The 12134-nt window shown below is 68.0% G+C and carries 11 protein-coding genes; 8 read left to right on the top strand and 3 right to left on the bottom strand.

The window, feature by feature from the left end; all coding sequences use genetic code 11:
• Positions 1–177: 177 nt before the first annotated feature.
• From E1O70_RS00345 to E1O70_RS00325, 5 genes are all read left to right on the top strand, one after another.
• On the top strand, positions 178–2943 hold the full coding sequence (locus tag E1O70_RS00345; RefSeq protein ID WP_167496875.1) for a Z1 domain-containing protein: 2766 nt from the start codon (positions 178–180) through the stop codon (positions 2941–2943).
• Complete coding sequence (locus tag E1O70_RS00340; protein ID WP_043651532.1) at positions 2940–4049, top strand: hypothetical protein; 1110 nt, start codon at positions 2940–2942, stop codon at positions 4047–4049. Before E1O70_RS00345 ends, E1O70_RS00340 begins: the two co-directional genes overlap by 4 nt.
• Positions 4046–4912 (top strand): hypothetical protein, encoded by an 867-nt coding sequence (locus tag E1O70_RS00335; protein WP_043651529.1) that lies wholly within the window; start codon positions 4046–4048, stop codon positions 4910–4912. The genes E1O70_RS00340 and E1O70_RS00335 overlap by 4 nt, the downstream gene beginning before the upstream one ends.
• The gene (locus E1O70_RS00330; RefSeq protein WP_061268273.1) at positions 4909–5193 is read left to right on the top strand and encodes a hypothetical protein; all 285 of its coding nucleotides are present in this window, start codon (positions 4909–4911) and stop codon (positions 5191–5193) included. Before E1O70_RS00335 ends, E1O70_RS00330 begins: the two co-directional genes overlap by 4 nt.
• 212 nt (positions 5194–5405) lie before the next feature.
• Positions 5406–6866: a DNA cytosine methyltransferase gene (locus tag E1O70_RS00325; RefSeq protein WP_051027543.1), complete on the top strand. Its 1461-nt coding sequence runs from the start codon at positions 5406–5408 to the stop codon at positions 6864–6866.
• Here E1O70_RS00325 and E1O70_RS00320 read toward each other — a convergent pair whose 3' ends face one another.
• On the bottom strand, positions 6867–7700 hold the full coding sequence (locus tag E1O70_RS00320) for an HNH endonuclease (RefSeq protein ID WP_061268272.1): 834 nt from the start codon (positions 7698–7700) through the stop codon (positions 6867–6869).
• A 226-nt stretch (positions 7701–7926) separates the two neighbouring features.
• Between E1O70_RS00320 and E1O70_RS00315 the strand changes: the two genes are divergently transcribed.
• On the top strand, positions 7927–8319 hold the full coding sequence (locus E1O70_RS00315) for a very short patch repair endonuclease (RefSeq protein ID WP_061268271.1): 393 nt from the start codon (positions 7927–7929) through the stop codon (positions 8317–8319).
• Positions 8320–8607: 288 nt separating this feature from the next.
• On the opposite strand, the gene E1O70_RS00310 is transcribed toward E1O70_RS00315, so the two are convergent.
• Complete coding sequence (locus tag E1O70_RS00310; protein ID WP_061268270.1) at positions 8608–9774, bottom strand: hypothetical protein; 1167 nt, start codon at positions 9772–9774, stop codon at positions 8608–8610.
• A gap of 140 nt (positions 9775–9914) precedes the next feature.
• On the opposite strand from E1O70_RS00310, the gene E1O70_RS00305 reads away from it, so the two are divergent.
• Positions 9915–10454, top strand: coding sequence for a peptidylprolyl isomerase (locus tag E1O70_RS00305; protein WP_021483785.1), 540 nt, complete (start codon positions 9915–9917; stop codon positions 10452–10454).
• 107 nt (positions 10455–10561) lie between these two features.
• Positions 10562–11371 carry a rhomboid family intramembrane serine protease gene (locus E1O70_RS00300; RefSeq protein WP_241005661.1) on the top strand — a complete coding sequence of 270 codons (810 nt, stop codon included), beginning with the start codon at positions 10562–10564 and terminating at the stop codon, positions 11369–11371.
• Positions 11372–11457: 86 nt separating this feature from the next.
• Here the strand turns inward: E1O70_RS00300 and E1O70_RS00295 are convergent, their stop codons facing one another.
• On the bottom strand, positions 11458–12120 hold the full coding sequence (locus tag E1O70_RS00295; RefSeq protein WP_167496876.1) for a GntR family transcriptional regulator: 663 nt from the start codon (positions 12118–12120) through the stop codon (positions 11458–11460).
• Positions 12121–12134 lie beyond the last annotated feature (14 nt).

Here is a 12134-nt window from a genome sequence, read left to right as displayed (position 1 = left end):
CCGATCCCAGGTGTCATCTCGGTCATTGTCGGCGCTTATCGGTAGCCTCTGGATGTCCGGCGATGAGGTCGGCAGTTGACATGAGCAAGCAGGTGACGCTTGGGTAAAGCGACCCGGAACTGGACGACGACCCAGGACCGCGATCGGCAGATCTACGAGATGCGCCAAGCAGGCGCCATGCTCGACGAAGTGGGGCAAGAGTTCGGCCTCACCCGCGAGCGTGTCCGGCAGATCGTCAGCAACATGGGTGGAGTCGACCGCGCAGCGGTGCGGGCTGCGCGCTTCACCGAGCGGGAGGAGCGCGATCAGCGGGTTCGAGACCGCGTGTTCTCCGTCGTCGCGACCGGACTTGCCCGCTCGACGGCAGAGGTCGCCATCATGTCGGACGTCGACGAGGGAACCGTGCGACGGATTGGCGGGAAGGAACTCTCCGCGTACCTCGGCGTGACAAAGCGGGGCTCGGTCCGATGGACGGAGGACGACGTCATCTCCGCTCTCAGCACCGCCGCGACATACGAGTGGCCGCTGTCCCGCAACGCATACCAGGAGCTGATCGACGAGGGCGAGATCCATGGTCCGAGCGCAGCCCGGATCGAGCAGCTCTATGGCTGGGCGGCCGCATGCGAGCTTGCCGGAGTTGAAAGCTCGCGGCGCGGGCGGCGGGACTACCAGTCGTCGTGGACGGACGATGATCTCTGGCACTTCGCACGGACCTACGTCGAGCACAGCGGGCCCACGGCGTCGTTCCACGGGTACGACACCTGGCGTACCGAGCACGCGCCAGGAGCACCATCGAGCGGCGTTCTCCGCGGACGGCTCGGAAGGTGGAACGAGATTCGCCGCACCATCTTGATCGAGAGGGAAGCCATGAGTTCCGAAGCGCTCACCGGCAAGGAAGCCTTGCTCATCGACGGGCAGCTCGTGGCGCGGATGGATGACGAGAGTCGTTCTCGCATCTGGAAGTCCGTGATCAGCATCCTCGAACGTGGACCCCAGCGCACCGGCGTCGGCGGACAGACAGGGCTCGCGCTCGGTTACGTCCAGTCGGGCAAGACGACGTCCATCACCGCGCTCATCGCGGCGGCCGCCGACCAGGGCTACCAGATCATCGTCGCCGTGCTCGGAGGGACGAACCTCCTCCTGGATCAGAACAAGAACCGACTCGAGTCCGCGCTCGGCACACAGTCCCGCAAGGACTACCGATGGGTCACTGAGACGAACCCCTCTGGGATTGCAACCGCCAAGCGGATCGGCGACAGGGTCGATAACGGTCGCGCGGTCCTGATACCTGTGCTGAAGCACGCTGGTCGGCTGAACGCGCTCGCCGCTGTTCTCGACAACGTGCCCGGGATCGAGCAGGTGCCGGTGCTCATCATCGACGACGAGGCGGATCAGGCGTCGCTGAACACGAGCTCGGCGGCGGAGAGCAAGACTTACGAGGCGATCCGGATCCTCCGCTCGCGCGTGCCAAAGCACCTCTACGTCCAGTACACCGCCACTCCATACGCACCCCTCATGCTTGACGCGGACGACTTGCTGAGCCCGGACTTCGTCGAGTTTCTCGAGCCGGGCAACGGGTATACCGGCGGACGAGAGTTCTTCGTCGAGTTCGCTGACCAGGTGATCCGCGACGTGCCGCTCCTCGACGAGCAGGCGCCCAAGACGCTGCCCCTCGAACTCCCGCTGAGCCTCACGTCTGCGCTCGGGTCGTTCATCGCCGGTGCCGCCATGCTCGTCGAACGTCAGCCCGAGGCTGCGCCGGTGAGCATGCTCGTTCACTCGACTCAACGAAACGACGTCCAGGAGCGGTACAGGTTCCTCATCGAACGTGAGCTCCGGAAGTGGCGCTCCGTCGCCGACAAGGCGGCGTCAATCGCCGACCTGCCTGACGCCGTGCAGAGGGAACGTGTCACGCTGACGGAGCGCGGCGCCCCGGACCTCGACAACGGGTCATTCCTCGAGAAGGTCCGCTGGGTCCTGCACGAGACGTCGCTCTGGCTCGTCAACTCGACGTCGGCTCTCAACAAGGTCGAGTGGAACGTCACTCCGGTCCACATCCTCATTGGCGGCAACAAGCTCGACCGCGGGTTCACCGTCGAGGGACTGACGGTCACCTACATGAACCGACCGCCGAGCGCCCAGGTAGACACGCTCGAACAGCGGGCTCGTGCGTTCGGATACCGCCGGGACCAGCTGCCCTACTGCCAGTTCTTCGCGACGAAGCGAACCATCCGCTCGCTCCGCGACATCGTCTTCACGGAATATGACCTGCGAGCCCAACTGCAGGACCACGTCGACGCAGGCGGCACGGTCCATTCTTGGGCGCGGGACGTCGGACTCATGCTCCCCGACGGCATGAAGCCGACCCGCGACGCGGTTGTGAGCCAGCTCGACTACCAGGGCATGGGATGGACCTCGGTGCGGCTACCGCGTCTCACCTCAGAAGCGATCGCCACGAACAGATCGCTCACGGAGGCTATCGGTCTGCTGGACGCGCCCGCCATTGACTACGGACGTCTGTCTCTGCGCACGGTGCAACTCACGGTGGCCGATGTTGTCGCACGGCTCGTCTTGCCTTGGTCCGCCGACGACTACGGGCCGTCGTGGCGCCTCCGCGACGTGACTGATGCGCTGGAGAGACACCACAACCAGTCGCAGACCGTTCCTGTCATCCTCATGGACGACGACGGGCAGGCGCGGAAGCGCAAGTGGGACGTCGAGACGGGGTTCGTCAACCTCTTCCAAGGCCGTGACAACGTGCGGACCAACGGCGGACCGTCTTATCCCGGCGACCGCGTGATCGGTGGCATCGCCGATGATCCCGGCGCCCTCGTCGTCCAGATCCATCGGGTCGTTCGTCGTGATGACCCGACCAATGAGCTGCTCACGCTCGCCGTGCATCTCGGTGACCGCAAGATCGTCCGAAAGGGAACCCTCGCATGACTGATGGCCAGTCCGGAGTCCGATCCGGCGAGCTCGTGCACGTGCCGATCTCGGCCCTCCTGCTCGACCCCCACAACCCCCGGCTCCCTGCATCCCGTCAAGGCGGCGCGCAGTCGGACCTCGCAATCGACCTGGAACTCGGGTTCGATGCATTCGCTGTCGCGCAGTCCATCGCTGACAACGGCTTCTTCGCGGCCGAGCCACTGATCGCCATCCGCGACGATGAGCCCGGCAGGTACATCGTCGTCGAGGGAAACCGCCGGCTGACCGCTCTACTCGGGCTGACCCACCCCGAGATTCGCGAGCAGTTCATCGAGCCGATCCGGTGGGAGGCGGTCGCCTCCAAGGCCGCGATGTCGCCCGATGTCGCTGTCCCGATCGTTGTCCACCAGAGCCGCGAAGCAACCCATGTCGAGGTGTCGCGCGCGCACGTCGTGGGCAAGCTCCAGTGGCGGCCCTACATGCAGGCGCGTTTCATAGCCGCGCGTGTCGCCGAGGGCCGCACCATCAAGGAGGTTGCCGATCTGATCGGCATCACCAAGAGCAAGGCTGCCGATCTCTACCGTGACCAGGCGATCGTCAGCCAGGCGGCTTCCGTCGGTCTGAACACGGGCAACGTCGAAGGTGCCTTCTCGCTCTTGACCGTCGCGATGGGCAACACCAAGCTCCGCGATCACATCGGCGCGCCTCTGGGCTCCCGGCTCGAGCCCGGCGACGAGCCCGTGCCCGCCGGCAAGATCAACGAGCTCAAGGAGGTCATCTCCTGGGTCTTCGGCGACGAGGACGCAGAGCCGGTCATCACTGACTCGCGACAGATGAGCGCCCTCGGCAACGTCGTGTCTAGCGAGGTGGGCCTGTCCGCTCTCCGCTCCGGCAAGAGCCTCGAAGAGGCGAAGCAGCAGGTTCAGAGTGCGGGGATGGACCCGCGGGAGCGTCTCATCAGACGCATCACCGCGGCCACGAACGCACTCGGCGCGGCGAGCGATGACCTCGCGGAGTATGCCGCGGACAAGCAGGTCGTCGGACTCTTGTCGGACCTCGAGTCCCTCGTCGAGTCCATGCGGAACGTCGTCGACCAAGCGGCGATAGAGGCGCAGGAGTCGTGACGATTCGCGGCCGTGACCGGATCGCGGACTGGATCGAGACGATGCTGCTCGTCCGCGGTACGCGACCGCTCGGGCTCGATCCGCTGAACGCCTTCCTTGAGGCACGCCATGGGCTGGAGGCCCAGATGGTGAGCACTGGGGTCCGCGAGATGGCTCGACGGGAGGGGTTGCTTGGCGACAGGTATCCGTTCAGGGTCAACGAGTTCGCGGTCCGCGCGAACCCGGACGCTGCATCATCGTCGTACGTGACCGTTGCGCTGATGGCACCCGGCAACCCGGTGCGCGAGTACTTGGGTGCAGCGCCGGACGAGTCGATGGCGGTCATCTTCGAGAACGTCGTCGCAGAAGCAACCTCGCGAATCTGGGGTGACGCGGGTCACGCATTGCGGTTCGGGTGGCCCTCCGACATCGGCCGACCACCAGAGTTCGACCTCGCGATCCGTTGGCTCGCCCAGCAGATCGGCGTGGACGTCGGGCAGGGGTACCGGCAGCCGCGCCGAAAGGACGGCGGCGTCGATGTCGTCGCATGGCGTCCGTTCCCTGACGGCCGCTCTGGGTTCCCGGTGGTGCTCGTGCAGTGCACCCTGCAAGAGAACCTCCTCGCAAAGGGCATGGATGTCGACACGCGGCTGTGGGGATCCTGGTTGGCGATGGACGTCGATCCTACGACCGCGCTGGCGACGCCGACCGCACTGGCAGCAGGAACGATCTGGAACGAGCTGGCTCTCAAGTACATGGTGCTCGACCGGATCAGGATCGTCGGTCTCGCCGCACCGTCCGTGACGGACGAGCTCGCACAGGGCTGGGTCACAGGGGCCATCAATGACCTGCAGGAACACATGGAAGAGGTAGGCGAGCTGTGAGGGTGCAGAAGAAGGACGTCGTCATCGAGATTGCCGACGCGCTCGGACGGGAGGCACCGAAGATGTCCACTGGGTCGACCGAGCCCCGCACGATCTTCGACATGGTCAACAAGGAGCTCGCGCTAGGTCTGTCGACTGAGCTGACGAAGCCCCAGATCGCGCAGGCGATCGTCGAGTCGACCGGCGAGGTCTGGGCACCGGACTTCGAGTCTCGCGGAGGGACCGTGACTCTTAAGGGCCTTCAGGCCGTCCGTGATGCGGTGAGGTTCTACGTCGACTAGCTGGGGCCAAGCAGCGCAGTCGTCGAGATCTGGCGGCACCCAGAGCATGACGGGCGCGACGAGACGCAAACATCGGTTGCGCATGGTTGAGTTTAGCTGAAGGTTCAGCTAAGTTCGGTTGTGGACACGCGCTGGCAGCTCGACTTGCTGTCCGATAGCGTACAGATGTTCGAACGTAAGTTCGAACACGTGCTGCGACTGGAGGAGATCAGGTGGCGACGACGAGCGGTGCCCCTTTCCGATACATCGACCTGTTCGCGGGCATCGGTGGTTTCGCGGCCGCGCTCGAAGCGTTCGGGGGCGAGTGTGTCTACTCCGTCGAGATCGACGAGGCGGCTGCCAAGGTCTACGAGCGCAACTGGGGTCACTCGCCTCTCGGAGACATCACCAAGGACGCCAACGACGGCGTGATGAACGTCCCGGCGCACGACCTTCTGGCCGCCGGCTTCCCGTGCCAGCCGTTCTCCAAGTCGGGCGCCCAGCGCGGCATGGAAGAGACCCGAGGCACGCTCTTCTGGAACATCCTCAAGATCATTGAGGCACACCACCCGACCGTCGTCCTCCTGGAGAACGTCAGGAACCTCGCCGGGCCGCGCCACAGGCACGAGTGGGAGCTGATCATCCAAACCCTGCGCGATGAGGGTTACCGCGTCTCTCACACGCCTACGGTCTTCTCCCCCCACCTGCTACCGCTCGAACGCGGCGGGCGCCCCCAGGTACGCGAGCGCGTGTTCATCACCGCCACCTACGACCCGGACGGCATCCTTGACGGCGTCGAGGCTCTCCCTGCCCTCCCCAATGTGACGCAGCGCGGCAAGGAGGAATGGGACCTGCTCCACGACCTGCCTGTCGACCTGACTCGCGACGTTCCCGGGACGGAGCTGTCGGCGCCCGAAGTCTCGTGGATCGACGCGTGGGACGACTTCGTCACCACGATGTGGACCGAGGTGCGGAAGGCACAGTCAGACGGCAAGCTGGCCACGCTCCCTGGGTTCCCGATCTGGGCCGACCACTGGGTCGAGTCCGAGGACCTCGCAGTCTGGATGGTCGGTGGCCGGTCTCCGTACCGTGCCGTCGACGTGCCCGACACCTGGGACGAGGTGCCGAGTTGGAAGAAGACCTTCCTCCTGAAGAACGCTGAGTTCTACACGCGGTACAAGGCACAGCTCGACAAGTGGGCCTCCCGTCACGACCTAGCTTCGTTCCCGGCGTCGCGCCGCAAGCTTGAGTGGCAGGCCCAGCAAACGGCCTCGCTGTGGGACTGCGTGCTGCAGTTCCGCCCGTCGGGGATCCGGGCGAAGCGGCCGACTCACGTGCCGGCGCTCGTCGCAATCACACAGACGTCGATCATCGGACCTCTTCGCCGCCGTCTCTCAACGCGCGAGGCCGCGCGCCTCCAGGGCTTCCCGTACAACTTCGACTTCGGACCGCAGCCCGCGGCCGCGACGTACAAGCAGCTCGGGAACGGCGTGAACATCGGAGCTGTGTGGAACGTGCTTAGAGCGCACGCGGAGAACGACGCTCAAATTCTGCGGTCCACGGAACGTGGAGCGGCGCTGTTGAAGGCACTTGTCGATGACGCACCGAAGACGCCGGACGACCGCCTCGATGCGGTCGTTGCCCGCGGTCGCGCGAAGTTCGCGGAGTCGAGGCGGCTGGCAGCGTCCGCCTAGCTAGAGACCCACGCGCTTCCTATGCGCGATCAGCGCCTCCGTCGGGACACGATCGCTCGGATCGACGGGCTCTCGAACCTGGACCCCAACGAGTGGCTGGTACTCGCTGTCTGAAAGCCGCGGATGAAGGACGACCCGCCGGTCGACGTCAAAGGCGAGGAGTCCGGTGTCGAAGAGCGTGTGCAAGTCAGCGCGGAGCAGGAGGCCGTTGCTGGTGGCGTACGTGCCACCCAGCCGATAAGGCACGACATGTGCGGCCTCCAGGACCTCGCCCACCCCACATGCAGTGACGGCGCAGCGCCCTTCGTAGGCAACCAGAAGGTGAGCTCGGAACTGTGGCTGCCCCTTGCGGATGAGGAGGGCTCGGATCGCTCGGTCATCGTCGTGTCGGTCTGGCGTCGTTGCATCGAACGGACGACCCGATTTGACGTGCGCCGGGCCCTGACCGTGCGCGCTCTGTCCGCGGGACACGGAATGCTGGAGTTCGCGCGCTCTTGCAGCCATGGACGCTGGCACGTCTGCCTCAAGCCCTTCGAGCAGCGCGATGAACGCCCTTTCTGTGATGTTCCCTCCCCCGCCGCTCCTCGTCTCTTTCGACGACATCGTCGAGGAATCCCACCTGCCGCGGACTCGCTCGACGAGGGCTGCCATCGTGCGGACCTTCTCGCCCTGGTAGGGCACGTCGATGGCCTCACCAACCGCTTCGAGCCACTCCTTCATGACAGTGCCTTGTCTGGACATCCATGGACCGCCCGCCCCCTCGATCGGCAAGATGCCCAGGTAGTCGGCGATGATCCTGGGATACTCGTCCTTCTTGACCCGATCTGCTGTCATGCCGCCATCCAAGCAGGCTCATGAGGCCCCCCGTTCGGCCCCTCGCCGCTTGCTCGCCGCGGTGTGACTTCGGACGGGGGATGCGGGCACTCTTCATCGCCTCGGCGCCTCGGCGCCTCGGCGCCTCGCGTCGAGACGGCACGATGGTGTCGTGACCTCCGAGCGGCCCGTCCCGCAACACGTCCCCGCACACCCGGGTTCCTCGTCCGTCGTAGTCTCGAGGCGAATGAGCGTTGCCAAGCGACGCGACACGGCCCCCGAAGTCGCGCTGCGCCGCGAGCTACACGCACGCGGGATGCGGTACCGCGTCGCATACCCGGTCCCAGGTCAGCGGAGGCGGACCATCGATGTCGCCTTCACACGAGCCAAGGTCGCCGTCTTCGTCGACGGCTGCTTCTGGCACGGCTGTCCCAAGCACGGCATGATGCCGCGGTCGAACGGCGACTGGTGGAAGACAAAGCTCGCCGCCAACCAAGCGCGCGACCGCGACACCGACCGCCTCCTCAGTGAGCTCGGTTGGACGGTGGTGCGCGTGTGGGAGCACGAGCCACCCCATGTTGCGAGCGACCGCGTCGAGGCGGTCGTCAGTCAACGTTCGTCGAAGCGTGCTCACCAGTGAGCACCGCTTCCTTCGCCCGGTTCGCCACCGGGCTCTTCCGGTACGTGCGTTCACGAGGAGCGTCACGCCCGCACTGGCAGCGGGGTTGGGGCGTGCGACGGCGGTCGGAAATCGGCTCCAGTCCGCCTGAGCGCGACCCCGTCCGGCCGCGGACGGGGTCTTCGTGCGTCCGGCCTCGGCGTCGGCGTGCTCGTGAGGTGTCCGCCCCTGGGGACGACGAGGGGCCCGTCCCTGCTGGGACGGGCCCCTCGGTCGTCTGTCACCGTGCGAGGACGGCGGGGTGGAGCGTCAGGCGTCGTCGGCCTTCTTGGCGGCGTCCTGCGCCGCGGACTCGGCGGCCTCGCGCGCCTTCTTGCCGGCGTCGCCCAGGTCGTCCTTGGCGTCCGCGGCGGCGTCCTTGACGTCCGTCGCCGTGTCCTTCACCGCGTCCTTCGCGCCGGCAGCGCCGCCACGGGTGGTGCTGCGCGCCCGGCTCGTCGCCTTCTTCGCCGCGTCCTTCGCGTCGGAGACGGCCTCGGTGACGCGGTCGGTGACGTCGTCACGGACCTCGGCAGCGCGCTCGGCCAGCTTGTCCGTGGCCTCGCGGCCCTTCGCGACGGCGGCGCCCGCGGCCTCGCCGATCGACTCGGCGGCGTCCCCGACGGCGTGCTTGGCGTCGCCGACGACGTCGTCGAAGTGGACCTGCTGCTGCTCCTGCTCCCACGGCTCGGCCCAGGGGTCGGTCGTGGGCTGCGCGCGGCGGTAGAGCACGTAGCCGACGCCCGCGGCGGTCACGCCACCGGCGATCCACCAGAGCGTGCGGCCCTTGCCCTTCGAGGAGTCCGCCTCGGCGGCCTTCGCCGCCGCCTTGTCCGCGGCCGCGGCGAGCTTGGCGGCCGCCTTCTCCGCGGTCTTGTCGGCGTGCTTGGCGGCCTTCTTGCCGGCCTTGCCCGCGGACTTCTGCGCCTGCTTCGCGGCCTCCGCCGTCGCCTTCTTGGCCTGCTTCGCGAGCTTGCGCGCCTTCTTGCCCGACGCGGCGGCTGCCGCGGCCGTGGCGGCGGCGGTCGCCTCGGCCGCGTTGTCCGCGGCGCGCTGGGCGGAGTCGGCCGCGCTGGCGGCGGCGGCGTTGAAGCTCGCGACGATCTTCGGCAGCACGTCCTCCACGAGGCGGTCGTGCGCGGTGTCAATCGCGGGCGCGGCCTTGGTCGCGGCCTTCTCGACGCGCGGCGCGGCGGCCTGGATGCTGTCCTGCCACGCCTTCTCGACGCGCGGCTGGAGCCACTCGAGGAACGCCTCCACCTTGGGCGTGCCCCACTCCTTGGCGTGCACCGCGGCGTCCTTGGCCTGGTCCGCGAGCTGGGTCGCGGCGCTCTGCGCGGTCGCGGCGGCCTGGGCGGCCTGTTCCTTCAGCTTCTCGGTGTCGATCGACTCGAGCGTGTCCTTGACGGAGTCGCTCGCTGAGCGAGTACGGGTCATGCGTGCTCCCCGGGGTCGTCGTCCGACGGGACGAATGTGCGGATGCGATGCGTTTCCGCCCACTCTGCCACCACCCCGGCCACGCCGCGAGACATCGCCCCGGACGGGTCGGGCGCGGGTCTCGTGGGAAGATGGTGCCCATGTTCGCAACCCTCCACACGACCGCAGGTGACATCCGGATCGAGCTCCTGCCGAACCACGCCCCGAAGACGGTGGCGAACTTCGTCGGGCTCGCCCAGGGCACCACGACGTGGTCCGACCCCCGCACCGGGGCCGAGCGCACCGAGCCCTTCTACGACGGGCTGATCTTCCACCGCGTGATCCAGGACTTCATGATCCAGGGCGGCTGCCCGCTCGGGACCGGCACCGGCGGCCCTGGCTACACGTTCAACGACGAGATCCACCCCGAGCTCCAGTTCGACCGCCCGTACCTGCTGGCGATGGCGAACGCGGGCGTGCGCCGCAACCCGGTGACGGGCGAGGCCGAGGGCACCAACGGGTCGCAGTTCTTCATCTCGACGGTCCCCACGCCGTGGCTCAACGGCAAGCACACGATCTTCGGCGAGGTCGCGGACGACGAGTCCCGCGCCGTCGTCGACGCGATCAACGCGACGCCCACGCGTCCGGGCGACCGCCCGCAGGAGGACATCGTCATCACGTCCGTCACCATCGAGGACTGACCATCTCGGCGACACCTCCCGGGCCACCCGGCCCGCCGGCGTACGGGACGGCCGGACCGCACGACGGTCCCGCCGTCCCGCCGGTGTGCCCGCGGCACCCGGACCGCGTGTCGTACGTGCGCTGCCAGCGGTGCGGGCGCCCGGCGTGCCCCGAGTGCCAGCGACCGGCCGCGGTCGGCATCCAGTGCGTCGACTGCGTGCGCGACGCCGCCCGCCAGGCGCCGACGCAGCGCACCGCGCTGGGTGGGAAGGTGCGAGGCGGGCCGCCCGTCGTGACGTTCACGATCATCGGCCTGTGCGTCGTGAGCTGGCTCCTCCAGCTCGTCACGGGCGGTACGTGGACGAACATGCTCGCGTTCGCGCCCTGGGTCGGCGAGCTGCAGCCCTACCGCTTCCTCACGGCGGCGTTCCTGCACTCGACGAGCCCTGTCCACATCCTCTTCAACATGTACGCCCTGTGGATCACGGGCCCGTTCCTCGAGCAGCAGCTCGGCCGGCTGCGCTTCACGGCGCTCTACCTGCTCTCCGCGCTCGGCGGCTCCGTCGGCTACCTGCTCCTCGCGGGGGGCCCGACGTCGGAGGCCTGGTACCAGCCCGTCGTCGGCGCCTCGGGAGCGGTGTTCGGCCTCTTCGGGGCGATCCTGCTCGTCCTGCGCCGGACGGGCCGCAACGCGATGCAGATCGTCGTACTCATCGGCATCAACTTCGCGATCGGGCTGTTCTTCCCCGGCATCGCGTGGCAGGCGCACCTGGGCGGTCTCGTGGTGGGGCTCGCGCTCGGCGCCGCCTACGCCTACGCGCCGCGCGAGCGTCGCACCCTCGTGTCCGTGGGGGCGACGGTCGTCGTCGTGGTGGCGCTGGTCGCCGCCTCCTGGCTCACCTACGCGGCAGCGGACCAGTTCGGCCATCTCGCCTGACGAGGCGGCCACAGGAGTTATCCCCAGGCTTACTCACAGGTGTGGAACTACACCGGTGTGAGCAGGCCGGGTGACGGGGCCCGTCCTCAGCGAGCGGGTGCGCTGTCGTCCGCGCGGGCTGTGACGGGTTCCGACGGCGTGGGCGCCGGGGCCGTCGCTCTCGACGCCGTGCACGCGGCGCGGCGCGCATCGTGCAGCTCCGCGAGTGTCTGGTGCGCGTCCTCTGCGTCGAGGCGGAAGAGCGCGTCGGCGAGCCGCTCGGCGAGGACGCGGAGGTCCGGCGCTCCCGGGTCCGCGAACGGTGTCCGTCGGCTCAGGGCGAGCGCCAGCTCGAGGGTCCCCTGCCGGTGCGTGCGCGCGAGACGCGTCGAGGCCGCGGTCTCGACGACAGACTCCAGCACCCGGTCCGGTGCGGTCCGTGCCGTGTCCCGGACACCGCGCAGGTCCGGTCCGTCGCGGAGTATGCGTGCGACGGCGAGGCGCTCGGCGACCTCGAGGAGGACGAGGATCTCCGGGACGTCCCTCGCCTCGACCGTCGTCACCCGCAACGCAGCGTACGGCTCGCGCGCGACGAGACCCTCCATCACCAGGATGTCGAGCGCCGCCTTCGCGGTCGGGCGGGCGACACCGTACTCGTTCGCGACCCCGAGCTCGGACACGCGCTCGCCACCCCGTGGGTCGCCCTGGAGGAGCCGCTCGCGCAGGTGGTGCGCAAGCTGCTCGGCGAGTGGTCCTGCACGGCGTGCCATGGTCATCCCTTCCC

It is taken from the genome of Cellulosimicrobium funkei, from assembly GCF_004519295.1.
In the GTDB taxonomy this organism is placed as follows: domain Bacteria; phylum Actinomycetota; class Actinomycetes; order Actinomycetales; family Cellulomonadaceae; genus Cellulosimicrobium; species Cellulosimicrobium funkei.
Note: the sequence above shows the minus strand (reverse complement) of the source record. Positions and strands in the feature narration are given on the sequence as shown.

Excerpts from the sequence above, each read along its gene's own strand:
- E1O70_RS00345 (WP_167496875.1), top strand. The coding sequence starts at position 178 with ATGCTCGACGAAGTGGGGCAAGAGTTCGGCCTCACCCGCGAGCGTGTC.
- E1O70_RS00340 (WP_043651532.1), top strand. The coding sequence starts at position 2,940 with ATGACTGATGGCCAGTCCGGAGTCCGATCCGGCGAGCTCGTGCACGTG.
- E1O70_RS00320 (WP_061268272.1), bottom strand. The coding sequence starts at position 7,700 with ATGACAGCAGATCGGGTCAAGAAGGACGAGTATCCCAGGATCATCGCC.
- E1O70_RS00315 (WP_061268271.1), top strand. The coding sequence starts at position 7,927 with ATGAGCGTTGCCAAGCGACGCGACACGGCCCCCGAAGTCGCGCTGCGC.
- E1O70_RS00310 (WP_061268270.1), bottom strand. The coding sequence starts at position 9,774 with ATGACCCGTACTCGCTCAGCGAGCGACTCCGTCAAGGACACGCTCGAG.
- E1O70_RS00305 (WP_021483785.1), top strand. The coding sequence starts at position 9,915 with ATGTTCGCAACCCTCCACACGACCGCAGGTGACATCCGGATCGAGCTC.
- E1O70_RS00295 (WP_167496876.1), bottom strand. The coding sequence starts at position 12,120 with ATGGCACGCCGTGCAGGACCACTCGCCGAGCAGCTTGCGCACCACCTG.